The 24,508-nt window shown below is 64.9% G+C and carries 26 protein-coding genes; 10 read left to right on the forward strand and 16 right to left on the reverse strand.

Annotated elements, in window-relative coordinates:
• Positions 1-374 precede the first annotated feature (374 nt).
• Positions 375-752, reverse strand: a complete 378-nt coding sequence (locus ASF72_RS13765; RefSeq protein WP_050685218.1) for a hypothetical protein — start codon at positions 750-752, stop codon at positions 375-377.
• Positions 753-920: 168 nt separating this feature from the next.
• The gene (locus ASF72_RS13770; RefSeq protein WP_050685217.1) at positions 921-1,346 is read right to left on the reverse strand and encodes an Hsp20/alpha crystallin family protein; all 426 of its coding nucleotides are present in this window, start codon (positions 1,344-1,346) and stop codon (positions 921-923) included.
• A gap of 135 nt (positions 1,347-1,481) precedes the next feature.
• Here ASF72_RS13770 and ASF72_RS13775 point away from each other — a divergent pair, with 135 nt between their 5' ends.
• Both ASF72_RS13775 and ASF72_RS13780 read left to right on the forward strand, forming a co-directional pair.
• Positions 1,482-1,787: a MerR family transcriptional regulator gene (locus tag ASF72_RS13775; RefSeq protein WP_082484277.1), complete on the forward strand. Its 306-nt coding sequence runs from the start codon at positions 1,482-1,484 to the stop codon at positions 1,785-1,787.
• Between the two features lie 74 nt (positions 1,788-1,861).
• A complete protein-coding gene (locus ASF72_RS13780; RefSeq protein WP_056599800.1) occupies positions 1,862-2,902 on the forward strand; it encodes an AAA family ATPase in 1,041 nt (346 codons plus the stop codon).
• Between the two features lie 156 nt (positions 2,903-3,058).
• Here ASF72_RS13780 and ASF72_RS13785 read toward each other — a convergent pair whose 3' ends face one another.
• Positions 3,059-4,174 (reverse strand): flavin-containing monooxygenase, encoded by a 1,116-nt coding sequence (locus tag ASF72_RS13785; RefSeq protein ID WP_056599803.1) that lies wholly within the window; start codon positions 4,172-4,174, stop codon positions 3,059-3,061.
• A gap of 139 nt (positions 4,175-4,313) precedes the next feature.
• Here ASF72_RS13785 and ASF72_RS13790 point away from each other — a divergent pair, with 139 nt between their 5' ends.
• From ASF72_RS13790 to ASF72_RS13800, 3 genes are all read left to right on the forward strand, one after another.
• A complete protein-coding gene (locus ASF72_RS13790) occupies positions 4,314-4,937 on the forward strand; it encodes a TetR/AcrR family transcriptional regulator (RefSeq protein WP_235504734.1) in 624 nt (207 codons plus the stop codon).
• A gap of 132 nt (positions 4,938-5,069) precedes the next feature.
• On the forward strand, positions 5,070-5,420 hold the full coding sequence (locus ASF72_RS13795; RefSeq protein WP_056599894.1) for a hypothetical protein: 351 nt from the start codon (positions 5,070-5,072) through the stop codon (positions 5,418-5,420).
• A gap of 63 nt (positions 5,421-5,483) precedes the next feature.
• Complete coding sequence (locus ASF72_RS13800; protein ID WP_082484279.1) at positions 5,484-5,963, forward strand: SRPBCC family protein; 480 nt, start codon at positions 5,484-5,486, stop codon at positions 5,961-5,963.
• 25 nt (positions 5,964-5,988) lie between these two features.
• Here ASF72_RS13800 and ASF72_RS13805 read toward each other — a convergent pair whose 3' ends face one another.
• Positions 5,989-6,618 carry an Ig-like domain-containing protein gene (locus tag ASF72_RS13805; RefSeq protein ID WP_082484280.1) on the reverse strand — a complete coding sequence of 210 codons (630 nt, stop codon included), beginning with the start codon at positions 6,616-6,618 and terminating at the stop codon, positions 5,989-5,991.
• On the reverse strand, positions 6,599-6,829 hold the full coding sequence (locus ASF72_RS13810; RefSeq protein WP_235504735.1) for a hypothetical protein: 231 nt from the start codon (positions 6,827-6,829) through the stop codon (positions 6,599-6,601). The genes ASF72_RS13805 and ASF72_RS13810 overlap by 20 nt, the downstream gene beginning before the upstream one ends.
• A gap of 254 nt (positions 6,830-7,083) precedes the next feature.
• On the opposite strand from ASF72_RS13810, the gene ASF72_RS13815 reads away from it, so the two are divergent.
• Together ASF72_RS13815 and ASF72_RS13820 are read left to right on the forward strand one after the other, a co-directional pair.
• A complete protein-coding gene (locus tag ASF72_RS13815) occupies positions 7,084-8,283 on the forward strand; it encodes a pyridoxal phosphate-dependent aminotransferase (protein WP_050685214.1) in 1,200 nt (399 codons plus the stop codon).
• Positions 8,280-9,239 (forward strand): 2-hydroxyacid dehydrogenase, encoded by a 960-nt coding sequence (locus tag ASF72_RS13820; RefSeq protein ID WP_056599812.1) that lies wholly within the window; start codon positions 8,280-8,282, stop codon positions 9,237-9,239. The genes ASF72_RS13815 and ASF72_RS13820 overlap by 4 nt, the downstream gene beginning before the upstream one ends.
• Positions 9,240-9,311: 72 nt before the next feature.
• Here ASF72_RS13820 and katG read toward each other — a convergent pair whose 3' ends face one another.
• From katG to ASF72_RS13850, 6 genes are all read right to left on the reverse strand, one after another.
• On the reverse strand, positions 9,312-11,606 hold the full coding sequence (katG, locus tag ASF72_RS13825; protein WP_056599815.1) for a catalase/peroxidase HPI: 2,295 nt from the start codon (positions 11,604-11,606) through the stop codon (positions 9,312-9,314).
• A 114-nt stretch (positions 11,607-11,720) separates the two neighbouring features.
• Positions 11,721-12,764, reverse strand: coding sequence for a sulfate/molybdate ABC transporter ATP-binding protein (locus ASF72_RS13830; protein WP_056599819.1), 1,044 nt, complete (start codon positions 12,762-12,764; stop codon positions 11,721-11,723).
• Positions 12,761-13,582, reverse strand: a complete 822-nt coding sequence (locus tag ASF72_RS13835; protein ID WP_056599823.1) for an ABC transporter permease — start codon at positions 13,580-13,582, stop codon at positions 12,761-12,763. Before ASF72_RS13835 ends, ASF72_RS13830 begins: the two co-directional genes overlap by 4 nt.
• Before the next feature lie 8 nt (positions 13,583-13,590).
• A complete protein-coding gene (modA, locus tag ASF72_RS13840; RefSeq protein ID WP_056599824.1) occupies positions 13,591-14,400 on the reverse strand; it encodes a molybdate ABC transporter substrate-binding protein in 810 nt (269 codons plus the stop codon).
• A complete protein-coding gene (locus tag ASF72_RS13845) occupies positions 14,397-14,807 on the reverse strand; it encodes a TOBE domain-containing protein (RefSeq protein WP_050685229.1) in 411 nt (136 codons plus the stop codon). The genes modA and ASF72_RS13845 overlap by 4 nt, the downstream gene beginning before the upstream one ends.
• A 133-nt stretch (positions 14,808-14,940) precedes the next feature.
• The gene (locus ASF72_RS13850) at positions 14,941-17,340 is read right to left on the reverse strand and encodes an alpha-L-rhamnosidase (protein WP_235504736.1); all 2,400 of its coding nucleotides are present in this window, start codon (positions 17,338-17,340) and stop codon (positions 14,941-14,943) included.
• Positions 17,341-17,487: 147 nt separating this feature from the next.
• Here ASF72_RS13850 and ASF72_RS13855 point away from each other — a divergent pair, with 147 nt between their 5' ends.
• Positions 17,488-18,102, forward strand: a complete 615-nt coding sequence (locus ASF72_RS13855; protein WP_056599827.1) for a TetR/AcrR family transcriptional regulator — start codon at positions 17,488-17,490, stop codon at positions 18,100-18,102.
• A gap of 281 nt (positions 18,103-18,383) precedes the next feature.
• Here the strand turns inward: ASF72_RS13855 and ASF72_RS13860 are convergent, their stop codons facing one another.
• Together ASF72_RS13860 and ASF72_RS13865 are read right to left on the reverse strand one after the other, a co-directional pair.
• Positions 18,384-19,106 carry a VIT1/CCC1 transporter family protein gene (locus ASF72_RS13860; protein WP_050685208.1) on the reverse strand — a complete coding sequence of 241 codons (723 nt, stop codon included), beginning with the start codon at positions 19,104-19,106 and terminating at the stop codon, positions 18,384-18,386.
• Between the two features lie 86 nt (positions 19,107-19,192).
• Positions 19,193-20,245 carry a Gfo/Idh/MocA family protein gene (locus ASF72_RS13865; RefSeq protein ID WP_056599830.1) on the reverse strand — a complete coding sequence of 351 codons (1,053 nt, stop codon included), beginning with the start codon at positions 20,243-20,245 and terminating at the stop codon, positions 19,193-19,195.
• Between the two features lie 173 nt (positions 20,246-20,418).
• On the opposite strand from ASF72_RS13865, the gene ASF72_RS13870 reads away from it, so the two are divergent.
• The gene (locus ASF72_RS13870) at positions 20,419-20,799 is read left to right on the forward strand and encodes a DUF1801 domain-containing protein (RefSeq protein ID WP_050685206.1); all 381 of its coding nucleotides are present in this window, start codon (positions 20,419-20,421) and stop codon (positions 20,797-20,799) included.
• A gap of 89 nt (positions 20,800-20,888) precedes the next feature.
• Here the strand turns inward: ASF72_RS13870 and ASF72_RS13875 are convergent, their stop codons facing one another.
• The gene (locus ASF72_RS13875) at positions 20,889-21,503 is read right to left on the reverse strand and encodes a TetR/AcrR family transcriptional regulator (protein WP_050685205.1); all 615 of its coding nucleotides are present in this window, start codon (positions 21,501-21,503) and stop codon (positions 20,889-20,891) included.
• A gap of 76 nt (positions 21,504-21,579) precedes the next feature.
• Between ASF72_RS13875 and ASF72_RS13880 the strand changes: the two genes are divergently transcribed.
• Complete coding sequence (locus ASF72_RS13880; protein ID WP_050685204.1) at positions 21,580-22,074, forward strand: cupin domain-containing protein; 495 nt, start codon at positions 21,580-21,582, stop codon at positions 22,072-22,074.
• Between the two features lie 196 nt (positions 22,075-22,270).
• Here ASF72_RS13880 and ASF72_RS13885 read toward each other — a convergent pair whose 3' ends face one another.
• Together ASF72_RS13885 and ASF72_RS13890 are read right to left on the reverse strand one after the other, a co-directional pair.
• Positions 22,271-23,272: a sugar phosphate isomerase/epimerase family protein gene (locus tag ASF72_RS13885; protein ID WP_056599833.1), complete on the reverse strand. Its 1,002-nt coding sequence runs from the start codon at positions 23,270-23,272 to the stop codon at positions 22,271-22,273.
• Between the two features lie 2 nt (positions 23,273-23,274).
• Complete coding sequence (locus ASF72_RS13890) at positions 23,275-24,489, reverse strand: Gfo/Idh/MocA family protein (protein ID WP_050685202.1); 1,215 nt, start codon at positions 24,487-24,489, stop codon at positions 23,275-23,277.
• Positions 24,490-24,508: the final 19 nt, after the last annotated feature.

Genomic DNA, 24,508 nt, shown 5'->3' on the forward strand with positions numbered 1-24,508 from the left:
ATCCTTTCTGCCAGCGAAAGCAGCACCTGCCCGTTCGTTGGGTGTTGGGCTGCCGGACGGGTCAATGGGTGCGGGAGCCGCAACATCGGTCCACTGGTTCTCAGTCATGATCGCTCTCTTTCGGAAGTTGCAGCGGGTGCAGAACACACTGCCCACCGCGTTTAGTAAGCATGGTTACTAATCAGATACTAAGCACACTTGCTATCAAGTCCGCAAGACTTTTCTTTAGGGACGTCGTGGGGTGGAGAGGTTCGGAGCGGCGGCGCTGGAAGCGCAGAATGTGCTGCCTGCCGCACCTACCCGGCCGCCCTGATCCGCGTTCGCTGATCTCCTGGGCGGCACGTCCTGCGAGGTTGTGGATCAGTTGTGGAGATTCACGTTTGGGTGCCGTAGATGAATCTCTTTGCGTGGTCGACTGCTTTGCGGAATGCGTCGTTGCGGAGGGTGATCTGTTCTTCGGAGTTTGTTGCGCCGGCCTCGGTGTAGGCAGTGTGTCCGGGGCGCAAGACCCAGATGTCGCCGGTGGGAGGCAGGTAGAAGACGCCGAAGGATCGGTGCTGGGGGTTCTCGGTCCAGACAGGGACGACCGCGACTGCCGCGCCGGTGTCGGGGTTAATCCACTGGGCGCGGGGGAGCGGTTCTTCGTGGACTTCCGGGTCCAGGAACGGGGCTGTTCCCTTACCCCAGCGTTGTTCAAAGCGTTCGTAGAAGGCTGGGAGCAGGTTCTCGTTATAGGGATGCCAGGCGCTCATTGGTGCCCTTTCGCCTTGTTGCAGACCAGGCCGGCATTAATCCAGCATCGTGCCACCCGGTTCAGTAAGAGGAGTGATGATCCCCGGTGTTTGGCGCCGGGGATCATCACGGGGAGTTGGCCTCGGGACCGCGCATGCAGCGCATTCCGTGGTCCCCTCACGGTGGGGTTAAGCGCTGATTTCCTGGCGCTGATTGGACTCGGAGGCGATTTCGATGCGGCGGGGCTTGGCTTTCTCGGCCACGGGGATCCGCAACGTAAGTACCCCGGCGTCATAGGCTGCTTTTACGGCATCGGTGTCCAGCGCCTCACCGAGGATCAGTTGGCGGCTGAACACGCCGCGGGGACGTTCGGCCGCTATCAGCTCGGTTTTCGCATCGGCAGGGTCTGTCCGCTCCGCCCGGACTGTCAGGACGTTGCGTTCGATGTCGATGTCCACCGAATCGACGGCTACTCCAGGAAGGTCGAAGGCGACGACGAATTCTTCCCCGTCCTGCCAGGCGTCCATCGGCATCGGTGTGGGCCGGGCAGTGGTACCTAGGACCTGCTGGGCAAGCCGGTCGAGCTCGCGGAACGGGTCGGTACGCATCAGCATTGTTTTCTCACTCCTTGCAATCGTTTTTTGATCTCAGCTACCAGTCCAACTATCTGTCGTGGCTGGTATAGATTTTTTATACCACTGGGTGAGAAACTGGATCAAGGTCATTTTGGGATTTTTTGGAGGTTTTTGGTGGCAGTGGGTCCAGCGAAGAGCGCCCCGGTCTATGCGATCTCAGTTGCGGCTGAGTTGGTGGGAACGGGGCAGCAGAACCTTCGGTTGTATGAGCGCAAGGGCCTGCTCGAGCCGGGCCGCACCCGCGGTGGTACGCGCCGTTACAGCGAGAATGACCTTGAGACCCTGCGCCGGATCGGCGTACTACTCGAAGAGGGGCTCAACCTGGCCGGCATCCGACTGGTCCTTGAACTCGAGGCCATGAACAGGCATCTGGAGCATAAGTTGGCCGCCGCACGGTCCGCCGGGTACCGCCGCGACTGACCGGGTGAAGTAGCTCTTTTGGCCCCTTCAGTTGCCACGTTTATCCAGAGGTGTCGGAGTACTACAGTTAGTGCATGGCTACCAGCCGCAATCCGCTTGAAGACCTGCGTGGGACCATCGGCCACCTGGCCGATCAGCTCAGGCTGTCCGGTTCAGAGCGCGTCGACGACTTGGTCGGCGACTTAATGGGTTCGAGGCCTGGCCCGGCCCGGCCACTGGCCGAGGTGCAGGCCGAGCTCGATTTACTCGTGGGCCTGGAGACCGTCAAGGAACAAGTTCGCGCCCTCGTCGCGCTGCTCCGGGTCCAGGCCCGCCGCAAAGCACATGGCCTCCCGGAGGTGGCCACATCACAGCATCTGGTTTTTCTGGGAAATCCGGGCACGGGCAAAACCACCGTGGCGCGGCTCCTTGCCGAGATGTACCGCGCGGTCGGTCTGCTGCAGAAAGGCCACCTGGTCGAAGTCGACCGTTCGGGCCTGGTGGGGCAATACGTTGGCGAAACCGCTGTGAAGACCGATCGGGTGATCCGGCGTGCGTTAGATGGAGTGCTGTTCATTGACGAGGCCTATGCGCTGGCCCCGGAGGACGGCAGGATGGACTTCGGCCCCGAAGCGATCGAGGTCCTGCTCAAGCGGATGGAGGACCACCGGCACCGACTGGTGGTCATCGTGGCCGGGTACCCGCGGCTCATGGAGTCTTTCCTGCTCTCGAACCCCGGACTACGCTCCCGGTTCGCCCGCGAGATCACATTCCCCGACTACTCGGTGGAAGCACTCCAGACGATCTTCCACCAGATGCTGGCCCAGCACGAGTACATGCTGGAGCCCGGTGCCGAGCAGATGCTGCGCCGCATCCTCACCGGGCTTCACGCGGGCGAAGACTCCGGTAACGCACGGTTTGCCCGCACGCTGTTCGAGCAGGCGCTTAACCGCCAGGCGCTCCGGCTCTCGCTCGACGAGGAACGAAGTCTCGACGCGCTCGATCGTGAGGCCGTCATGACGCTGACCGCGGACGACATCGTGGGCGCCGCGGTGGCGTTGGGCGAAGTGCCGGAGCCGGAAACGCCGCCGGAACCGGAGCCGGAGCAGTCGCGCTGGTGGCGCTGGCTGGTCTGAGGTTGAACCGGATATCCGGCTGACATTTTTCGGGCAGCACGTCGCGTCTGGACCCGCCGGCTGGCCGACTCTCCTTCCGCCAACCAGGGAGAACATACGTTTGAGCATCAGGACAGGCGCACATGACCGGCCTGGCGCAACAGTTTGCAAGGGAACTTACTCTTCCTTTCCGGCCGAAAGCTTCTGTCCCGGGAGCCCGGTCGCGCGGGCAAGGTGCCCCACGACAAAGGCAGCATCGCGGTCAACTCCGCCGATGAGTCCCGAGGTCAGTGCGTACTGGAACGGCATGCCCGCGAAGTACAGTCCGGGTAGTTCCGGCACGACGCCGCGGCGCGTGACCGGCCAGCCCCCCTCCGTCACCGGGAGTCCCTCGATCCAACCCAGCGACGCCCGGTAACCAGTGGCCCAGATAAGGGTTCTCACGCCCACCGTTTCGGCGCTGGCCGATGTGTCGCCGTCGAACGTGGGCTGCCCGTCCATGGTGCCCGAGAGGCGCGGCAGCCGCACTACGCCAGCGCGGTCCAGGTCTTTAACGGAGATCCGGATGAGGGGTGCCCCGCGCTTGTGGAAGTTGGCGGCCACCTTGCGGCCGGCGGGAGACCCGGTGGTGAGCGCCGAATGGATGAACCGCCAGTAAGCGTCTCCGGCGTATCGCAGCACGGGGTCAGGAATATGCGGGGTGGGCCGGCCGGCGATGAAAGTCCGGTGGGTGGCTGCCAACTCCCTGGCAATTTCAGCTCCCGAAGTTCCGGCACCCACGACCAGGACGTCGCCTTCGGGCAGATCGGTTGGGCGGCGGTACTGCGAACTGTGCAACTGGCTGATGCCGGGGTTGATGTCTTTAGACGCAGCAGGGATCCGGGGGAGGGTGTTGGCGCCGGCAGCGACAATAATGTTACGTGCCCGCAGTGTGCCCGAGTCGGTGGCAACGTCGAAACCGTCGTCCATCCGACGGACAGTGGTGACGTGAGTGTCTGTCCGCACGGGCAGGTTGAAGTGTTCGGCGTAGCCTTCGAGATAGGCGGCGACTTCCTCTTTGGCCGGGAAGGTGTTCCTGCCGGCGGGGAAGGGAAGCCCTGGCAAACCGTCATGCTGTGCTGGCGTGAAAAGCCGCAGCGAGTCCCACCGGCTCCGCCACTGGTCGCCCACCCGGCCCGCGCTTTCCAGAATGGCGAAGCGGAGTTTCCTGCCAGTCAGGTGGTATCCGGCCGCAAGCCCGGCTTGACCGGCTCCGATGACTAATGCATCGAACACATGATCTTCCTCGCTCATGAGAACTTCCTCAACCCTGATCACGGATCATCCTTATTAGACTAGAGTACCGTTCCAATGAGTAGAGCGATAGTCTAATGAGATGTCGAATGCAGCAAAAGCAACAGCGTCCGGGGCGCCCGCTCCCAAAGCTTCAACCGTGCGTTCTGCGCAGCCCAAACCGACCCGGCGGGCGACCCAGGCTGCCGAGACCCGCGCCCATATCGTTGCCACGGCCGGTTGGCTCTTCGATGCAAACGGCTATGTCCGCACCACCATAGAATCCGTTGCCATTGAAGCTGGCGTTGCGCTGCAGACGGTCTACAACTCGGTGGGAAACAAGGCGGCCCTGCTCTCTGCGGTGTTGGATGCAGCAGCTGCGGGGCCCGGCACCAGGCAAGTGCTGGAGCTGATGCAGGAACGCACACAGAGCGCACCCGACTTGGAGTCGTTGACAGGCGTGCTGGCGGACTGGTTCGTCGAAGTGAACCAGCGCACTGGCCGCATAGTGGATGTGATCTCCCAGGCGGCCGCCGTCGACCCGGAAGTTGCCAATCTGGAGGAACGCCGCGCCCTTCAGCGGTTGGAGCGGTACAACATGGCGGCCGCCGCTGCCCGCGAGCGGGGCGGCCTCACCTCCGGCATGACCAACGGCGAGGCAGCTGCCGCCATCTGGTCATTGGGACATCCACGCACGTTCCAGGCACTGGTGGAATCCTCGGGGTGGACCGTTGGGGCCTATCGCAGCTGGATTCTGCGGGCGTTGTCCGCTGCCCTCGCCTAGCTGGGCGGGCTTCACCCGTCATGCGATTCATCTGATTGCTCGCAGCAGTCCTTGCCCGTCCTTCCACCCGAACACGTCGGCGTTTAACCAGTCCACTGGTCCGGGATGGCACCCAAGGCGTATATTCCGTCCATGGCAGAAGATCCTGTGGAGACGAATCCGGGGAACTACCGGGTGGCCTTTGAAAACGAACGCGTCCGTGTGCTTGAGTACACCGACGCTCCCGGGCATGTGACGACTGAGCATGGCCACCCCGACAGCGTGATGATTACAGCCAGCGCCTTCAACCGCCGCATCTCCGCCAACGGAAACTCCGTTGATGTGGAGCTGCCCGCCGGCGTGGCGCGCTGGTTACCGGCGCAGCACCATTACGGGGAAAACATCGGAGGATCAGACACTCATGTGTTCTTTGTTGAGCTAAAGGACGCCGCGCCGCCGTCGACCGACGAAGTTGCGGATCAATTGGGACCAGCCCACTCCTAGCTGCGGCGCTTCCGCGCAGGCCCCTCGACGCCGGGACAGGAATCCGTCTGTAAGGATGGACCCATGAAACAAACCGTTCGGCAGCACCAGGAGTCCGTCATGGTCCAGGCGTCAACGGTGACGCTCTACGACCTGGTCTCAGACATCACCCGCACCGGCCAGTGGAGCCCGGTCTGCACGTCGTGTTGGTGGGATGATGACGTCAGCGCCGCCACGGTCGGTGCCTGGTTCACTGGGCGTAACGAGCTCCCGCACCGAACCTGGGAGACCCGCTCGCAGGTGGTGGCCGCCGATCGCGGCCACGAATTTGCCTGGATTGTGGGTGGCAAGTTTGTCCGCTGGGGGTTCACCCTGACACCAACGGGAACCGGGACAACCCTGACCGAGTCGTGGGAGTTCCTGCCAGCCGGGATCGCCATGTTTGAAGAGAAGTTCGGTGCCGGGGCGCCGGCCCAAATTGCTGACCGCACGAAGCAGGCCCTCGACGGCATTCCGATAACACTCAGAGAGATCAAGCGGATCGCCGAGTCCATCCGGCGATAGTCCGGATGACCGGCATAGCCGGAGGTTACCCGAGGCTTACCGTCCTGGCAGGAGTGAAAGCCGGTATGTACACGCTGGAGCCAATGTACTTGGCCTGCAGGACGTGCTTGCCGTCTTTCAGGGATGCATATGTGTAGGCCGCCTGGCCGTTGACCGACTTCACCGGCGAGCCCACCTTGGTGTTCCAGTCATAAAATTGCACCCACCCCGCCGGGGTGGCCCCGCCAACAGCACATGATTCGATCACAGCCTGGACCGCAACAGCAGTACCGGCCGGGATGTCACCGTGACGCGAAGAATGGAACTCAGCCTTCACCGCCCTTGGAACCGGCAACACACCGTAGGCCACTGGGGCGGATGTTGAGGAATGGTAGTTGGCGTAAGTGTCAACGAACTCGGCGGTGATGACGTGATTGCCTACGGCGAGGTCGCTGACGGTGAAGACCTGTTGCCAATTCGTCGTGATTGCCGGCGCGTCAACCTCAACGCCGTCGATCAGCAGACGGAAGCCAGCGGCTGAGTCGCCTGTTAGCGGTCCTGACGTCAGCGCCGTCGCCTTCGCTGTCACGAGGATTGGCTGGCCAAATACGGATGTTCCCGCTGATGCGTGGCGCTCACTGTGGAACTGGTGGACTTTACAGGGGCGCAGTCGCACAGGTGCCGCTCATGGCGCGGGCCCATGGCTTGTCGATGGCCGCGAGGCCCAGGGTTGTGACGACGTTTTGGAGCATCCCCGCACCAAACCACTGACGGATTGCCTCGTCGTTGTTGTCCAGGAGGTGCCCGACAAGTTCCACCTGCTTTGCATGGCAGCGACGAACCGCGTCGCCGACGAGTCGTTCGTCAGCGGCGCAGTTCGCGTGCATGAGGAAGAGGTCAGCGAGCGGCAGCGCCCGCATCCGACCGAAGCCCGGCGCCGACGCCGTCGAGGGCGTGCTGTTCGACGAGGTCTGGGAAAGGAAGGGGGACAGAAGCCTGATCAGGGCGGCCGGGGGATTCCGACGGCCAGTGGCCTACTACGCTGCAAACGCTCTCTATCGACAGACTGATACATCAGTAATATACTAGTCCGGGATCTTACGTGGACCCGTGTCCAGCTCGACGAGGAGTGAAACAGCACATGCAGAAACTCGCCCAACGGCTTGAACGCCTTGGCACCGAAACCGCCTTCAGCGTCGCGCAGGCGGCCGCCGCCTGGAAGGCGAAGGGAAACCTGGTGTACCCCTTCCACCTCGGCGACATCAACATCCCGACCGCCCCGAACATTGTCGAAGCCATGAACCGGGCGATCGCCGATGGGTACACGGGATACTGCCCCGGTCCGGGCATCCCGCAGCTCCGCCAGGCCCTCGCCGAGGACCTGGGAGCGCGGCGCGGGATGGAGTTCTCCCCCGAAAATGTGGTGGTGATGACCGGCGGCAAGCCTGTCATCACCAAGTTCCTGCAGGCGGTCATGAACCCCGGCCAGGAAGTGCTGTACCCGAACCCCGGTTTCCCGATCTACGAATCGCAGATCGAATACCTCGGTGGCACGGCCGTGCCCTACCGCTATGTGCCCACCAGCGACGGGTTTGCGATTGACCTCGACCAGGTCCGCGCTTCGATCACGCCCAACACTGCCGCGATCATCTACAACGACCTGCAGAACCCCATCTCAGCCGAGTCGACCGTAGCCGAACGCGAGGCCATCGCGCAGATCGCCCAGGAGCACGATCTGTGGGTCCTCTCCGATGAGGCCTACTTCGAGACGCGCTACGAGGGCGTCTCCGGCTCCATCGCATCGCTGCCCGGCATGGCGGAGCGTACGGTCATCCTCTACACGTTCAGCAAGAAGTTCGCGATGACCGGCTCACGCCTGGGTTGCGCCGTCGCCCCGCTCGAGATCGCCAAGGTATTGAGCACCCTGAACACCAACGACGAATCGTGCACCACGCATTACGTGCAGTGGGCCGGCATCGAAGCCCTTCGTGGCCCCCAGGACTCGGTCCAGGAAATGCTGGACATCCTGCGGGACCGGCGGGACGCCGCGTGCGGGATCGTCAACGCCATCCCCGGCATGCACGTTGCCGTGCCGCAGTCGACGTTCTACCTGTTCCCCGACGTCACCGAGGCCATGCAGCGCATGGGGTACACGGCTGTGGGCGACTTCGCCGCCGACGCCCTGTACAAGACCGGCGTGTCCTTCTGTACACGTGAACACTTCGGCCGGCGCCTGCCCGGCGAGGAGCGCCAGTACATCCGGCTTGCCTACTCGGGCATTGACGTCGCAGACATTCGAGACGGCCTTGGCCGCCTGCACCAGTGGATCGAGACAGCATGAGCCGGGTCGTCGTCACGGGGCGTATCCCCGAACCTGCGCTTGAGAAACTGCGCGCCGAACACGACGTCGACGCCTGGGCGGGTCCGGAATCGATCGGTCGCGAGGAGCTCCTCCGCCGTGTCGCAGGGGCCGAAGCCATCGTCAGCCTGCTCACCGAGCGCATCGACGGCGAACTGCTCGACGCCGCCGGACCGCAGCTCAAGGTGGTCGCCAACGTTGCCGTTGGCTATGACAACATCGATGTCCCGGCCTGCGCGGCGCGCGGTATCGTCGCCACCAATACCCCCGGCGTGCTCACTGACGCCACTGCCGACATCGCGTTTGGACTGATCCTCATGGCGACCCGCCGGCTCGGCGAAGGGGAACGGCTCATCCGTTCCGGCCAGCCCTGGAAATGGGGAATGTTCTTCCTCCTCGGCAGCAGCCTGCAGGGCAAGACCCTCGGCATTGTTGGTATGGGCGGCATCGGCCAAGCTACAGCCCGCCGGGCCAAGGCCTTCGGCATGGAGATCGTTTACCAGTCGCGCAGCGAAATCGATTCCACGATCGCCGCCGAGTTGGGCGCCCGCCGCATGGACCTTGAGGAGTTGCTGGCCGTTTCAGATATCGTTTCCGTGCACTGCCCCTATGGGCCTGCAACGCATCATCTGATCGGTCCCCGGCAACTCGCCACGATGAAGAGCTCCGCGTTCCTGATCAACACCGCCCGCGGACCGATCGTCGACGAGGCAGCACTTGCACTTGCGCTTCGCGAGGGGCAGATCGCCGGTGCCGGCCTGGACGTCTTCGAAGAGGAGCCCAAGGTCCATCCCGAGTTGCTTGGGCTCGAAAACGTGGCACTCGTGCCGCACCTCGGCTCCGCCACTGTTGAGACACGGACCGCAATGGCCGTACTCGCCGCCAATAACGCACTCGCCGTGCTCCAGGGCGCGGAGCCGCCCACGCCAATCGGCTAGGGGAGGCAGGGACATCCGGGTACTGGCCCCCAAACGGGGGCCAGTACCCGGTTTTTTGAGTCCCGGGCCGGGTCAGTCCAGGTCGAACCGGTCCAGCTCCATAACCTTTACCCACGCTGCCACGAAGTCGTGAACGAACTTCTCCTTGGCATCGTCGCTCGCGTAGACCTCGGCCAGCGCCCGAAGCTGTGAATTCGAGCCGAAGACCAGATCCACCGGCGTGGCAGTCCATTTCACCTCGCCGGTGGCGACGTCGCTGATCTCGTAAATGTTCTCCCCGGCCTCGGAAGCCTTCCACCGTGTCCCCGCTGCGAGCAGGTTAACGAAGAAGTCGTTGGTCAGCACCTGCGGCCTGTCAGTGAGGACGCCGTGGGGCGTGCCGCCCACGTTTGTGCCTAAAGCACGCATGCCTCCGAGCAGTGCGGTCATCTCCGGTGCGGAGAGGCCCAGCAGGTACGCTTTGTCCAGCAGGAGAGTCTCTGGCTGGAGCTTCACTCCGGGGCGTACATAGTTGCGGAACCCGTCCGCCCGCGGCTGCAGGTACTGGAATGACTCGACGTCGGTCTGGTCCTGGGCTGCGTCGGTGCGCCCCGGCCGGAACGGTACGGTGACAGGGAAGCCGGCATCCTGGGCAGCTTTCTCCACGGCCGCACAGCCGCCAAGGATGATCAGGTCTGCGAGGGAGACCTTCCTGCCCCCGGTCTGCCCCGAGTCGAACTTTTCTTTTACAGCTTCGAGGGCCTGCAGTGCCGCTGCCAGCTCGCCGGGTTCGTTGGCCTCCCAGCCGCGCTGGGGTTCCAGCCGGATCCGTGCGCCGTTGGCGCCGCCGCGTTTGTCGGTTTTGCGGAAGGTGGCAGCCGCTGACCAGGCCGTGCCGGCGAGCTGCGCAACGGACAGCCCGGCGTCCAGAAGCTGGGCCTTAAGGGCGCCGATCTCCGGTTCGCCGATCAGCTCATGGTCAACCGCCGGCACCGGGTCCTGCCAGAGCTGCGCTTCCGGAACCCAGGGCCCGAGCAGCCGCGGGCTGACGGGCCCCATGTCACGGTGCAGCAGCTTGTACCAGGCCTTGGCGAATGCGAGTGCGAACTCGTCAGGGTTCGCGAGGAACCGGCGGGAGATCTTCTCGTAGGTCGGGTCGACGCGCAGGGACAGGTCGGTGGTGAGCATTGTTGGCAGGTGCTTCTTCTGCGGGTCGTGGGCATCCGGGATGATTTGTTCCGCATCTTTGGCCACCCATTGGTTGGCTCCGGCGGGACTCTTGACGAGTTCCCACTCGTGGCCGAACAGGATCTCGAAAAACCGGTTGCTCCACTGGGTGGGTTTGTCCGTCCAGGTAACTTCCAGGCCCGAGGTGATCGTGTCGGAGCCCTTGCCTGACCCGTAGGTGCTGAGCCAGCCCAGGCCCTGGGCTTCGAGGTTGGCAGCCTCGGGTTCGGCGCCAACGTTGGCGTCCGCGTCCCCGGCCCCATGGGTCTTTCCGAACGTGTGGCCGCCAGCGATCAAGGCGACAGTCTCCTCGTCGTTCATCGCCATCCGCTTGAATGTCTCGCGGATAAACGCCGCGGCCGCAGCCGGGTCCGGGTTACCCTTGGGCCCTTCAGGGTTGACGTAGATCAGGCCCATTTCCGTGGCTCCCACATCGTCGGCCATCCGGCTTTCGTCGATGTAGCGTTCGTCGCCCAGCCAGGCGTCTTCCGGTCCCCAGAAAATCTCCTCCGGTTCCCAGACGTCCTGCCGCCCGAACGCGAAACCGAACGTCTTGAAGCCCATCGACTCAAGGGCAACGTTGCCTGCCAGGACCAGCAGGTCGGCCCACGAGATCTTTTGGCCGTACTTCTGCTTCACCGGCCACAGAAGCCGCCGGGCTTTGTCGAGATTCGCGTTGTCAGGCCAGCTGTTGAGGGGCGCGAACCGTTGACTGCCATCGCCTGCGCCGCCGCGGCCGTCCTGGATGCGGTATGTGCCCGCGGCGTGCCAGCTCAGCCGGATCATCAGGCCACCGTAGTGGCCGAAGTCGGCAGGCCACCACTCCTGGGAAGTGGTCAGAACCTGGATGATGTCTGTTTTGAGGGCTTCGACGTCGAGTTTTTGGAACTCCTCACGGTAGCTGAAAGACGGGCCGAGCGGGTTGCTGACAGGGGAGTGGGCGTGGAGCACTGTGAGGTCCAGCTGGTTGGGCCACCAGTCTGCAACCGTCCGCGGCCGGTGCGCTTTGGGCTGCGGCGCATCGATCGCAGGGTTCTCGCTCTCGCTGCCGGACGACGTTGCGTTGCCATGGATAACGGGGCACCCACCCTCGGCCTTGGGGTCCATGCCCGGGGCGCTTTCCGGGGTGGGGGCCTGGGGCTGGTCCTGATGATCCGTCATGTGCTTCCTTCCATATGGCCGAGGCCAAGGTCGGACTCGGGCAGCCGGTCTAACCTTCCTATTGGACCACAGCAGGGCGTTCCGGGAGACCGCTATTTTTGGCGCCGTGCTGTCTCAGGCAGGGTAGACGGTCACGGCGGCGGCTTTGATGACGAAGTAGACGGTGCTTCCCGGCGTGAGGCCAAGGTCGGCCGAAGCAGCGGGGGTGACGTCGGCGGAGAGGTTCCCGGCCCGGGCCCGGATCAGGTCGCCGTGGGGTTCGAGGTCCGTAATGGTCACTTGGAAGGCGTTCCGGGGGCTGCCGTGTTCCGCCGTCGGATAGATGGAGACCGCAGCGGGCGGGAAAGCCGCAACCCCCGGGCTGCCGGGGGTGCTGTTGCCGTCCAGGTGCCCGGCGATGTGGCGGCCGTCGTCGCTGGCGAGGCCGTCATCGGTGATGGTCCCCGTCAGGAGGTTCAGGCCGGCCAGGCCCGCGGCGAACCGGCTGCGGGGTTTTGCCAGGACGTCCCGGGTGGGCCCCTGTTCGGTGATGTGGCCGTTTTCGATGACAATGACGCGGTCGGCGAGCATCAGGGCGTCCAGTACATCGTGGGTGATGATGATGGCTTTCCGGCCGGCAAGTACGCGTTTGAGGAGTCGGCGCAGCAGCGGGGCGGCGTGGATGTCGAGTGCGGACATGGGCTCGTCGAGGAGCAGCAGGTCCGGGTTGGTGGCCAGGGCGCGGGCCACGGCGATCCGCTGTGCCTGGCCGCCGGAGAGTTGCCCGGGTCGCCGCTGACCGAACTCCGTGGCGTCGACTTCGGCCAGCCAGTGGTCTGCGGTGTGGTGGGCTTCCCTGCGGGACGCGCCTGTTGCCCGCGGGCCAAAGGCCACATTCTCCAGGACGCTCAGATGCGGGAAGAGCAGCGGCTCCTGGGCCAGGAGGGCGGTGCCGCGCTGGTGCGGAGGGGTGAACACGCCGGCATCGGTGTCGAACAGTGTTGTGTCGCCGAGTGCGGATCTGCCCGTGTCTGGGCGGAGCAGCCCGGCGATGATCCCCAGGAGCGTTGACTTCCCGGCGCCGTTGGGCCCAAGGATCGCGACGGTCTCAGTCGCTCCAAGGGCGAGGGAGACATCGAAATTGCGGGCAGGCAGCGTCGCGTTCAGCTCGAAGGTCATGGGCTGGTTGCCTCCTTGGCCGGTAGCGGACGGGAACGCCGATAGGAAAGCCCGACGACGGCCACCGCCACGGCGACCAGGACAAGGGAGAGCGCAACGGCGGCGTCGGCGTCGGTTTCGCGTTGCAGGTAAATTTCGAGCGGGAGGGTCCTGGTGACCCCCTGCAGGCTTCCCGCGAAGGTCAGGGTTGCGCCGAATTCGCCGAGGCAGCGGGCGAAGGACAGTACGGCACCTGACGCGAGTCCTGGCAGAACGAGGGGGATACTGACCCGGCGCAGGACCGTGGTGGGCCGGGCGCCGAGGGTGGCGGCGACCGCTTCGTATCTGGTCCCGGCAGTACGAAGGGCTCCTTCGAGGCTGACCACCAGGAAGGGGAGGGCCACAAAGGTCTGGGCCAGGACAACGGCCGTGGTGGAGAAGGCAATCTGGATGCCGGCCACTTCGAGGGATTTTCCCAGGAGCCCTTGGCGGCCGAAGGTGTAGAGCAGGGCGATGCCGCCCACAACAGGTGGCAGCACCAGCGGCAGCAGCACAAAAGCGCGCAGCAGGCGTTGCCCCGGGAAGGTTCCGCGGGCCAGCACAAGCGCGAGTGGAACGCCGAGGACAACGCACAGCGCGGTGCTGGTTGCCGAGGTGCGCAGGCTCAGGCCCAAGGCCGTGAGCGAGGACTGGGACGTAATGAGTGGGATGAACTGGTTCCAGTTGACCTTTGCAACCATGGCTGCCAGCGGCAGCAGGACAAAGAGCGCGCCTGCTGCCGCGATGGCGTAAATCCACGGCGGGACCCCTGTGTAGCCGTTCCGGCTGCGTGATGGCATCCGCTGGGTTACGGCGTTCCGAAACCGGCGTCGGTGAGGACCTTTTTGCCTTCAGCGCCGATCACTGCGTCGATGAACGCCTGGGCCAGTTGCTTGTTTTTGCTCCCCCCGACGGTGGCGATCGGGTAGGTGTTGACGGCCTTGTCCGATTCTGTGAACGGGATGCCCTTAACCTTGTCGCCCGCGGTTTTGACGTCCGTGACGTAGACCAGTCCGGCGTCGGCTTCCTGGGAAGTGACCTTCCCGAGGACATCGGTGACGGAGGATTCCTCGCTGACCGGGGCCAGGCTGGTGCCGGTCGCCTTTTCGATGGTTTCGGTGGCGGAGCCACAGGGTACCTGCGGGGCGCAGACAACAACCTTGATGTCTGGCTTGGCCAGGTCTGCGAAGGAGGTGATGTTGGCTGGGTTTGATGGCGGGACGGCAATTTCGAGGACGTTGGTGGCGAAGTTGGCCGCTGCGCCGTCGATGAGCTTCGCGTCGGACAACTTGGACATGTTTTTGGTGTCCGCCGAAGCGAAGACGTCAGCCGGGGCGCCCTGGGTGATCTGGGTGACCAGGTCCGAGGAGCCCGCGAAGTTCAGGGTGACTTTGGTGCCGGGGTTCGCTGCTTCGAATCCGGCGGCGATTTTGGTGAAGGTTGCCTTCAGAGACGCTGCTGCGAACACGGTGACGGTGCCCGAAAGCTTGGCCGTTTCGGTGGTGCCGGGAGTGCTGGTGGTTGACGGTGGGGCGTTGCCGCCACCGCACGCCGCCAGGCCGGCGGCGAGGGTCCCGGCAGCCAGGAGGGCCGGGATGGTCCCGCGGGTGATCCTCATATGATGCTCTTTCCTTGGGGTGTTTCGACGATGACTGTGGTGGCCTTGACCACGGCCGTTGCCACTGAACCAAGTTCCAGCCCGAGTTCACGGACGGCTTCGCTGCTCATCAGGGATACAACCCGGAAGGGCCCGCACTGCAGTTCCACCTGCGCCATGACCTTGTCGGCCGTGATTCCGGTGACCAACCCAACGAACCGGTTGCGGGCGGAACGGCCGATGTTGGTGGGGTCATCCGGAAGCTGGGCCTGCTCCCGGGCCAGCTGGGCGAGTTCGAGTCCGTCCACGGCCAGGCGGCCGGAATCGTCCTTGTGGGGCGAAAGGGTTCCGTTGTCCGTCCAACGCCGCACGGTGTCGTCGCTGACACCCAGGAACCGTGCTGCTTCAGCGATGCGTATTCTGGTCACAAGGCCACAGTAGTACCTCATCTGCGGATCAAAGCAACGCAGCGGGACGCATATTCAATTGTGACTACTGCACCGGCGCCTGGATACGCGGCCTCGGTGCAGTGCCGGCCGGTACACCCGTTCCTGCGCGCGCCTACGCGGGGACGGACTGGTGCAGCGGAACGCTGAAGGTGCGCTGGCCGGCTCCGATGTCCAGGACGGCGCCGTCCGGCAGTTCAATGCGCGCACGGGTGCCGGGAGGTATCTCGATGTCGAGGATGAAGGTGCTGTCAACGATGCGCCAGGCAGATGACAACGGGCCACGCGTTGTGGCCAGGGAGGCCCGGGCCCAGCCGAGCCCGCCGCCTGGTACCGGCGCGATGGTGACGTGGCGGTACGCTGCCTCGGCCTCGGTGGGCTGCTCCCCAAGCCGGATTCCGGCCACATGGGTGTAGAGGAAGGACAGGACGGCGGCCTTGCTGTAGTGGTTAAGGGAGCCACGGACGTCGCCGTCGCTGACGCCGTTCCACCACTCCCACACAGTGGTTGCGCCATTTTCCAGCATGCCCAGCCAGGAGGGGAATCCCGTGGACTGCAGGAGGGAGTATGCCTGCTCCGCCCTGCCATGGTCGGCAAGGGCGGGCAGCAGTTGCCCGGTGCTGAGGAACCCGGTGCCCAAGCGGCCGTTGTTCTGCGAGACCAGCTCACCGAGGCGCGCCGCAGCGTTGTCACGGAGAGGAACGGGAAAAAGCCCGAATGCCAGGCCCCGGGCATAGTTTGCCTGTGATTCCAGCGAGAGCAGGCCGATGTCCGTGAGGAACTCGCGCCGCCAGGCCGTCAGGGCCCCTGCTGCAATGGCCGCGTATTTGGCTTCGATCTCCGGTTCGCCCAGTACTTTTGCCGAGGCGGCAAGGAGGAAGGCAGAGCGGTGCAGAAAGGCCGTGGCGACGATGCTGTGGTCCGCGCTGGGGTCCGGCGCGGGGCGGATGCCAGGTTCCAACCATTCGCCGAAGTGGAATCCGGTGTCCCAGAGGAAGGCCTCCCAGGACTCAGGGGTAGGCCGGAGCTCAGCCCGGGCGGGATGCCGGGAGGCCGCTGCGGCGCGGGACGCGTAGTCCACCCAGGCCTGCATCGATGGCAATTGGCGGCGCAGGATGCCCTTGTCGCCGTAGGCCCGCCAGAGTTCCCAAGGGACCAGGACTGCGGCGTCACCCCAGCCGGCTGACCCGGCTGACAGATCCTCAAAGACCACGCCGGAAGGCTGGTCGCCGGCCGGGTTGGGTGTGATGGTGGGAACCCGTCCGTCCGCCCACTGATCGGCGGCGAGGTCTGCGAGCCATTTGTCCGAGAAGGCCCGGACGTCGTAGAGGAGGGCTGCAGTGCTGACGAATACCTGCCAGTCGCCGGTGAAACCGGAGCGTTCCCGTTGTGGGCAGTCAGTGGGTATTTCGCAGGCGTTTCCCCTGAAGCTCCACACCCCGGCCGTGTGCAGTGCGTTAAGGGACCTGTCGCTGCAGGAGAAGGAGCCAGCGGGAGCCAGATCAGAATGGACAACAACGGCGCAGATGTCACCGGGGGAGAGGAGGCCCGGCAGGCCTTCGACCTGGACGTAGCGGAATCCGTGGGTGGTGTGCCGCGGCTCGAAGACGTCACCGGGCCGGCCGGCGGAAATGACCTCGTCAACCTGGCCTGCCGGCAGGAGGTCGCCGGTGGCGAAATTGAAGGCCCGGAGGTTTTCGGTGCTGACCATGCCCTCGCCGTCGAGGGCTTCCCCATGCGTCAGAACCAGGCGGGTGTCCTTGGGGCCAAGGGCGGACAGCCGCACCCAGCCGTTGAGGTTCTGGCCGAAGTCGACGACGGCGGTACCCGGCTTCGGCGAGGTAACCGCCACAGCGGCAAGCGTCTCGATCCGGCGTACCGGTTGCGCAGCCGCCGGAATTAACCGCGACCGGTCGTCGTAGAGGCCGCCGGTTGCCGGAAGCGCCGGTGACCAGGGTCCGGCGAAGCAGCCCCCGTCGTCGAGCCGGCGGAAGTCAACGCTTTGGCCGTCCATGAGGTCGGCACGAACAATGTGGCTCGGGGCCGAACGCCAAGCGGCGTCTGAGACGACTCGGATCGGCGTTCCTGTCCGGGACATTCCATGCAGTCCGAGCAGGAGGGCCGTTTCGGCGCCAAATCCGTTGGCGCGGCGTTCAAAGCCGTGCCGGCCACGGAACCAGCCGTCGCTCAGGAGCACCTCTATGCTGTTGGTTCCGCCGTGAAGGTAGCCGGCAACGTCCCACTCAAAAACCTGCAGCCGCTTGCGGTAGGCCGTGAAGCCAGGGACCAGCTCTTCGTCCCCAATCCTGTGACCGTTCAGGAAAACCTCGATGATGCCGTGGGCCGTTGCGGCGAGGGTTGCCGTGTCCACGTCGTCGGGCAGCTCAACATCGAGCCGGAGGACGTAGGCGGGGCGGGCGCCCGGGCCGGGGTCGGCGGGGTCGTTGGGGCGGATCCACCCCGCGCCTTCCAGCACCGCGGCGAAGGGCACTTCCGCCCCCATCAGGTTAGTCACAGGAACTCCTTTGTCTGTGTGCTGCCCGCCCGGATGCTTCGCACACAAGGCCTGTGGGAGTGATGAGCGGGTGTTGTACCGACATTATGGCATAAAAAAGTGGAACCACTGTTTTTTCTCTTTGGCCCGTGGGTTAGCGTAAAGAGCATGGGACTGAAGGCCAGTGGCGGCAGCTATCCAACCGGACTCCGGCGCCGCGAGAAGATCATCGACACCGCAATGCGGCTGTTCGGTGCGGGCGGCTATCACGCCACGCCGATGTCAGCGGTCGCCGAGGCCGTGGGCATCAGCGAGGGCGGCCTGGCGCACCACTTTCCCAGTAAGAAGGTGCTGCTCCAGGCCGTCGCTGAGCGGCGCCTCATCGAAACGGCGTCCTGGTGGGAGGCGCAACCGGGCTCGGAATCAGGACTGGCCGTGCTGGACCAGATGGTGGAGGCAACGCGGCGTTTCACCGACCAGCCGGGCCTGATCGAGCTTTTTGTGCTGTCCATCTCTGAGGCGGCGGACGCGAGCAGCCCCGCACACGCGCGCCTTGCCGGGCAATACAACGGCGTGGTGGAGTCGCTGGTTGCCCGCTGGCAGGCGGCCGTGGACAAAGGGGAAATCCGGCCGGATGTTGACCTGGAATTGGTTGCCCGCGAATGCATAGCTGTCAGCGACGGCCTGCAGATCCAGTGGGTGCTGTCCAACGGGACAGTCGACATTGTGGCCGGAGTTGCGGAATTTTCAGAAAGCCTGAAGGCGCGTCTCCGGGTTCCCTGATTACGGGGACAGGAGGTCCGCGCTGCTGGGAATCGCTTTGGACGCTGCCAACTACCCAAATCACTGATCTCGGCCGCCGTCGTCACCGCTGTTCTTTGGGCAGGTTTCGTCGTCCTGGTGTTGATGGGCAGGCCGGTGGTTCCGGTTTTGCCCATCGTCACTACGGTTTGGTTGGTGTACCAACGGCGGCGCCTGCGGGCACGAATGCAGGAGATGGGTGCCGGTCAGGAGTAGTCCGCGCGTAGTCCACTCTGCGGTCCCGGCATGGTGCGCGGGATCAGTCAGGCGATTCCGGTGGTGCCCAGCAACAGCCCGACGCAGTACGTGAAGGCCATGGCGACGGCGCCTCCCACCACAAGCCGCAGGGTTGCGCGGCGTTTTGAGCTGCCACCGATCCGGGCGCTGACGGATCCGGTGATCGCCAGGGCGACAACGACGGCGAAGAACGTCAGGGGTACGCGCACCCCTGCCGGGGTAAGGAGGATCGCCAACAATGGAAGAATGGCCCCGGCCGTAAAGGCGACTGCAGAGGCGAGGGCCGCGTTCCAGGCACTGGCAACCTCACCTTCCTCAATCCGAAGCTCCACCTCCAGGTGGGCACGCAAAGCGTCATGGTCGGTCAGTTCCCGCGCCACGGTCTGCGCGGTGGCATCGGACAGGCCTTTGGCCCTGTACATCGCGGCGAGCTCAGCCAGTTCCCCTTGCGGGTCGTCGCGGAGTTCCTTGCGTTCTTTTTCAATAAGTGAGCGTTGGCTGTCGCTCTGGCTGCTGACGGAGACGTACTCTCCGAGTGCCATGGAAACGGCGCCGCCCACCACGGCAGCCGCGCCGGCCACAAGGATGGGGGTTGCCTCGTTGGTCACCCCGGCCACGCCCACCACCGTTGCCGCAACGGACACGATGCCGTCATTGGCGCCCAGGACACCTGCCCTGAGCCAGTTCAGCCGGGCGGCAAAGGTCTGCTCGTGCGGTTCGTTGGGGTGCTGTTCCACCATCTCAGCCATTGTCGAAGTAAATCACCGTGCGGCGGCAGAATCCACGCAGGCCTGCATCGCCTAAGTGGAAAAGCAGGCGGAGCCCGCACGGCCTGTCAGGCCTGGTTTGCTGCGGCCGCCGTCGTTGCTTGCTCGAAAGGGTAGCGGAGACCAATCGCAGCGCGCCAGCAGTCCATGGCCTCGACTGTTCCGAGGGAGTCCGCCCAGTTCATCTGGGGTGCCTGGCCGGTGCCGTGGAAGGCAGCGACGGCGTCGGCCTGCAGGGCGTACTGCTTGGCAGCGGGAATGGCGATGTGGTTTGTTGCGGAGTCTGTCCGGTGCACCTCGATGATGGTGTCGGCGTCCGGATTGGGGAGCCACGGCTGGGCCAGGACGATCCGGCCGGCTGAACCAGAGACCACCACGCGGTTGTCGTCCTGGACTCGGATGCCGGCGGTCAGGTGAGCGGTGATGCCGGAGGCGAAGGTGAGCGACGCGGTGGCCCATTCGTCGACGCCGGTGGGCCCGATGGTTCCCGCTGCCGTGATGTGGGTGGGCTCGGCGAAGGGCTCGCCGTTGGCGGCGCCGGCGATGAGCCGGGCCATGGAGACGGTGTAGCCGCCAACGTCCAGAATGCCGCCGCCGGCGAGATCGGGGTTCATGAGCCGGTGTTCGGGCGGGGCGTCGGCGGCAAAGGCGAAGGAAGCCTCGATGTGCTGGACCTGGCCGATTGCGCCAGTGCGGACAAGATCGACCAGCCGCTCGGTCTGCGGGTGGAACCGGTACATGTACGCCTCCGCCAGGTAAACGCCGCCGCGTTGTGCGGCGTCGATGGCAGTGAGGGCTCCGGCTTTGTCGACGGACAGGGGCTTCTCGCAAACGATGTGCTTGCCCGCCTCAGCGGCCTCGACAACGAGCCTTACGTGCTCGGTGTGGGGGACTGCGATGTAGACAGCGTCAATGCCCGGGTCCGCGAAAAGTTCGGTGTAGGAGCCGAACGTCCGAACCGGCGCCTGGCCGGTGCTGAACCGGTCGGCAAACGACCGGGCGCGCTCAAGGCTACGGCTTGCGACGGCGGACAGGGTCCCCGTGGCGCTGGCTGCCAGTTGCTCCGCGAACCGCGCTGCAATGTTTCCCGGGCCAATAATGCCCCAAGTGATGCGTTGCATAAGAAGATTCCCTAACGGCTGATGCTGGGTGGGTACGCGGCGGTCCGTGCCGCTGTGCAGTGGGTTGTCCGCCACCTTACGGCAAGGCCTTTCCCGCCGGCAGGGAGGACCATGTGGTGAACAAACCTGCAGGTGTCGCCGGCTGCGGCTGCTTGATTCGGGGATGATAAAGCATGACCTTAACCGATGTGGATGCGTGGTTCGAGGCCTTGGACCATCCGATGAAGGCCGGGGCTCAGCAGCTGCGGCGGGTCCTCGCCTCGCTGTCGCCGGAAGTTCAGGAATCCGTGAAGTGGAAGGCCCCGAACTTCGCCCTCAAGGATGATTTTGCGACGATGAACCTCCGCCGGGCCGCCGTTGTCCAGGTCATTTTCCATACCGGCGCGAAGCCCAAACCGGGGCATCCGGAGATCATGATCGAAGATCCATCAGGATTGCTCCGGCGCGCGGACCGGAACCGGTTTGTGGTAACTTTTTCCGATGAGCCGGCGCTCCTGGCTGCGCTTCCAGCGTTCACCGCCATCGCCACGGCCTGGGTGGGGCAGTTGCAGTAGGGATGGTCAGTCTCCGCACGTTTGGTGTGGCCAACCGTCACGGGATAAATTTCCGTCGGTACGGATGCAACGGAGGCGGCAGTGCCGGTTCAGGCCGGTGATGGAAGCCCGTGTGCCACGGCCTGGGACAACAGCGCCGCGGCGGTCCACCGCATCGAGGCGATGGCCTGTTCCCGGCTCAAACCCGCGACGTCAGTAAGCCAGACCAGTGACTCGATGCCGGTGGCGCTTCGAATTGCCATGACCAGTCGATGGATGTCCTGGTCCGGCATTGTCCCTTGGAGCGGTGCAAGCGCCTCGGTGATCCAGGCAATCGCCCGGCCCTTCCTCAGCGGCAGGTCACGTGGTGCAGCATCCGCCGGCTCAAGCGAAAGCCGAAGCATGGTGCGTTGCTGGGATTCAGTTTCAACAATCAGCCTGGTGAACTCAGCTATCACCGCGTCCAGCCGTTCTGCGACGGACTCGGGTGGAGACGCAGGCAACAGCGTTGTCCGTCCGGTTTCCGGATGAGCTGCCGCAAGCAACTCCCGCTGGCCGGTGAAATACCGATAGGCGGTGCTCCTTGAGATCCCGGCAGCGGACGCGGCATCGTCGACGGTCGGCGATGTGCCGGCCGCAACCAGTTCGCGTGCGGCCGCGACCAGGGCTTCCCTGGTACGGCGCTTCTGGCCCGTCCTGCCGGCCTCGGCATAAGGTCTTGACATAGCCTTTATGGTACACGAGTCTTGTTATGGGATATCAGTCCCATAAGTCTTCCAACCACGTATCGAGGCGACCACCATGGAGACGACAAAAGCTGCACCAGCGATCATCCGGCAGCCGGGAGAAGGGCCCCGGCGATGGTTCTTCGGTGGCGGGGTGCACACATGGAAGGCGACGGCGGAAGAAACAGCGGGAGCGTTCCTCCTGTTTGAAGACGAAATGACGGCAGGCAAGGCCACGCCCCTGCACACGCACCCGGAGTCAGACGAGACCATGTACATCCTGGCCGGCGAGATTCTGATGAACGTGGACGGGGCAGAACACCGGGTTGCCGCCGGTGGGGTGACAATCGCGCCCCGCGGCGTCCCGCATGCCTTCAAAGTCCTCCAGGACGGGACCCGTGTTTTGTGTCTCCACACCCCCGGCAGCGCCCAGGCGTTCTACGACGGTGCCAGCGAACCTCTCGACTCCGCGAGCGGGTCTGGCGTGGTTGACTTTGACCGCATCCGCGAATCCGGGCGCCTGAACGGCGGCATCGAAATTCTTGGGCCACCCCCATTCCCCCAGGACTGACGCCGCCGGTGGCAGAAACAGCCCGGGCGACGGGGACGATCCTTCGGACTGCTCCGGGATCCGGGCGGGCGCCTCAACACTGGCGACGAGCAACAGCGGCAGGACCAGCAGAGCATCGCCGGTGGGACATACGGAAAGCCCACTCTCGCTGAGCGTGGGCTTTCCGTATGTCCAGGCAGTTCCGGGCTAGTCCGTTCTAGTCGCCGCTGCTGAACGCGGCGTCGAAGGAGGTCTGTGAGGCGGGGAAGTCGAACTTCTTGAGCGCGGCGAGGGCTTCGGGGGCGCCGTGGAGGCGGTCCATGCCGGCGTCTTCCCATTCAACGCTGATGGGGCCGGTGTAGCCGATGGCGGTGAGGGCGCGGAAGGAGGATTCCCAGGGCACGTCGCCGCGTCCGGCGGAGACGAAGTCCCAGCCTCGGCGGGGGTCGCCCCAGGGGAGGTGGGAGCCCATGACGGTGTTCCGGCCGGTGGGGCGGAGCTTGGTGTCCTTGCAGTCCACGTGGTAGATCCGGTCTTTGAAGTCCCAGATGAAGGAGACGGGGTCGATGCCCTGCCACATGAAGTGGGACGGGTCCCAGTTCAGGCCGAAGGCTTCACGGTGTCCGATCGCCTCGAGGGTGCGCACGGTGGTCCAGTAGTCGTAGGCGATCTCGGACGGGTGGACTTCGTGGGCGAAGCGGACACCGCACTCATCAAACACGTCCAGGATGGGGTTCCACCGGTCGGCGAAGTCCTGGTAACCGGCGTCGATGACCTTTTCCGGGACGGGCGGGAACATTGCGACGTACTGCCAGATGGAGGATCCGGTGAAGCCGACGACGGTGTCCACGCCCAGTGCCTTGGCGAGCCGGGCGGTGTGCTTCATTTCCTCGGCGGCGCGCTGGCGGACGCCTTCGGGGTCGCCGTCGCCCCAGACCTTTGACCCAACGATCGCCTCGTGGCGGAAGTCGATGGGGTCATCACACACGGCCTGGCCCTTGAGGTGGTTGGAGATGGCCCAGACCTTCAGGTTGTACTTCGCCAGGATGGCAAGTTTTGACTCGACGTAGCCCGGTTCGTCCCAGCGCCAGGCGTCCAGGTGGTCTCCGGAGACGGCGATTTCCAGGCCGTCGTAGCCCCAGCCTGATGCCAGGCGGGCCACTTCCTCGAAGGGCAGGTCGGCCCACTGGCCGGTGAACAGGGTATAGGGGCGGGGCATGGTCAGGCTCCTTCGGGGACGGTATCGGCGACGCTGGTGCTGCGGCCGTCGATGTGGATGCTGGTGCTGTTTGCCGCGGCGGATTCCGCCACTGCGTCAAGGATGTACTGGACGTTGAGCCCGTCCTGGAACGACGGGGACGGTGCGTGCCCGCCCTGGACCGCCAGGAGGAAATCGCGGATCTGGTGGGTGAAGGTGTGCTCCCAGCCGATGATGTGGCCCTGCGGCCACCACGCGGCCAGGTAGGGGTGTTCCGGTTCGTTGACCAGGATCCGGCGGAAACCCTGCTCCCGGGCAGGGGCTGTGGCATCGAGGAATTCGAGTTCGTTCAGGTTCTCAAGGTCAAAGCGGAGCGCGCCCTTGTCTCCATAGATTTCCACCGTCAGGGCGTTCTTCCTTCCGGTGGCAACCCGGGAGACCTCCACCGACGCGATGGCGCCGGAGGCGAGGGTGAGGGTGGCCCACGCGGCGTCGTCGACAGTGACGGGTTCCAGTCCGTCCGGGCCGGGCCTCTGGTCCACGAACGTGTGGAGGCGGCCCGAAACCCCGGTGACCGAATCGCCCAGCAGGAACAGCACCTGGTCGATGGCGTGCGAGGCGATGTCCCCCAGTGCCCCTGATCCGGCGGTTTCCTTGCGCAGCCGCCAGGTCATGGGCGCCTGGACATCAGCCAGCCAGTCCTGCAGGTAGGCTGCCCGGACCTGCCGCACGCTCCCTACCCTTCCTTCCGCAATGAGCTCCCGGGCCAGTGCCAGGGCAGGCACCCGGCGGTAGTTGAACCCCACCATCGACTGCACGTTCCGTGCCCGGGCGGCCGCCGCGGCGGTGGTCATGGTTTCCGCCTCGGCGAGGGTGTTGGCCAGGGGCTTCTCCAGCAGGACATGCTTGTTGGCTGCGAGCGCCGCGATGGCGATTTCGGCATGCATCCACCCGGGCGCGCAGATGTCCACGATGTCGATATCGTCCCGCGCGATGACCTCACGCCAGTCGGTGGCTGACTCCGCCCACCCGTACCGGGCTGCGGCCTCGGCCACCGCACCAGCGTCCCGGCCCACCAGCACCTTCTGCTCGATGGCGGGTACGTCGAAGAAGCTGGCCACATTCCGCCACGCGTTCGAATGGGCCTTGCCCATAAAGGCGTAGCCGATCATGGCCACGCCCAATGGCCGGTCCGCTGCTGCGGGTGGCTGTGCGGTAGGGGTTTCGGGAGTGCGCATAAAGGTGTGCCTGCTTCGC

It is taken from the genome of Arthrobacter sp. Leaf141 (assembly GCF_001424565.1).
Lineage (GTDB): Bacteria > Actinomycetota > Actinomycetes > Actinomycetales > Micrococcaceae > Arthrobacter.

Excerpts from the sequence above, each read along its gene's own strand:
- katG (WP_056599815.1), bottom strand. The coding sequence starts at position 11,606 with ATGACGGATCATCAGGACCAGCCCCAGGCCCCCACCCCGGAAAGCGCC.
- ASF72_RS13770 (WP_050685217.1), bottom strand. The coding sequence starts at position 1,346 with ATGCTGATGCGTACCGACCCGTTCCGCGAGCTCGACCGGCTTGCCCAG.
- ASF72_RS13865 (WP_056599830.1), bottom strand. The coding sequence starts at position 20,245 with ATGCAACGCATCACTTGGGGCATTATTGGCCCGGGAAACATTGCAGCG.
- ASF72_RS13820 (WP_056599812.1), top strand. The coding sequence starts at position 8,280 with ATGAGCCGGGTCGTCGTCACGGGGCGTATCCCCGAACCTGCGCTTGAG.
- ASF72_RS13785 (WP_056599803.1), bottom strand. The coding sequence starts at position 4,174 with ATGAGCGAGGAAGATCATGTGTTCGATGCATTAGTCATCGGAGCCGGT.
- ASF72_RS13795 (WP_056599894.1), top strand. The coding sequence starts at position 5,070 with ATGGCAGAAGATCCTGTGGAGACGAATCCGGGGAACTACCGGGTGGCC.
- ASF72_RS13780 (WP_056599800.1), top strand. The coding sequence starts at position 1,862 with ATGGCTACCAGCCGCAATCCGCTTGAAGACCTGCGTGGGACCATCGGC.
- ASF72_RS13830 (WP_056599819.1), bottom strand. The coding sequence starts at position 12,764 with ATGACCTTCGAGCTGAACGCGACGCTGCCTGCCCGCAATTTCGATGTC.
- ASF72_RS13885 (WP_056599833.1), bottom strand. The coding sequence starts at position 23,272 with ATGCCCCGCCCCTATACCCTGTTCACCGGCCAGTGGGCCGACCTGCCC.
- ASF72_RS13815 (WP_050685214.1), top strand. The coding sequence starts at position 7,084 with ATGCAGAAACTCGCCCAACGGCTTGAACGCCTTGGCACCGAAACCGCC.
- ASF72_RS13810 (WP_235504735.1), bottom strand. The coding sequence starts at position 6,829 with ATGCACGCGAACTGCGCCGCTGACGAACGACTCGTCGGCGACGCGGTT.
- ASF72_RS13765 (WP_050685218.1), bottom strand. The coding sequence starts at position 752 with ATGAGCGCCTGGCATCCCTATAACGAGAACCTGCTCCCAGCCTTCTAC.
- ASF72_RS13875 (WP_050685205.1), bottom strand. The coding sequence starts at position 21,503 with ATGTCAAGACCTTATGCCGAGGCCGGCAGGACGGGCCAGAAGCGCCGT.
- ASF72_RS13835 (WP_056599823.1), bottom strand. The coding sequence starts at position 13,582 with ATGCCATCACGCAGCCGGAACGGCTACACAGGGGTCCCGCCGTGGATT.
- ASF72_RS13870 (WP_050685206.1), top strand. The coding sequence starts at position 20,419 with ATGACCTTAACCGATGTGGATGCGTGGTTCGAGGCCTTGGACCATCCG.
- ASF72_RS13880 (WP_050685204.1), top strand. The coding sequence starts at position 21,580 with ATGGAGACGACAAAAGCTGCACCAGCGATCATCCGGCAGCCGGGAGAA.
- ASF72_RS13855 (WP_056599827.1), top strand. The coding sequence starts at position 17,488 with ATGGGACTGAAGGCCAGTGGCGGCAGCTATCCAACCGGACTCCGGCGC.
- ASF72_RS13890 (WP_050685202.1), bottom strand. The coding sequence starts at position 24,489 with ATGCGCACTCCCGAAACCCCTACCGCACAGCCACCCGCAGCAGCGGAC.
- modA (WP_056599824.1), bottom strand. The coding sequence starts at position 14,400 with ATGAGGATCACCCGCGGGACCATCCCGGCCCTCCTGGCTGCCGGGACC.
- ASF72_RS13800 (WP_082484279.1), top strand. The coding sequence starts at position 5,484 with ATGAAACAAACCGTTCGGCAGCACCAGGAGTCCGTCATGGTCCAGGCG.
- ASF72_RS13860 (WP_050685208.1), bottom strand. The coding sequence starts at position 19,106 with ATGGCTGAGATGGTGGAACAGCACCCCAACGAACCGCACGAGCAGACC.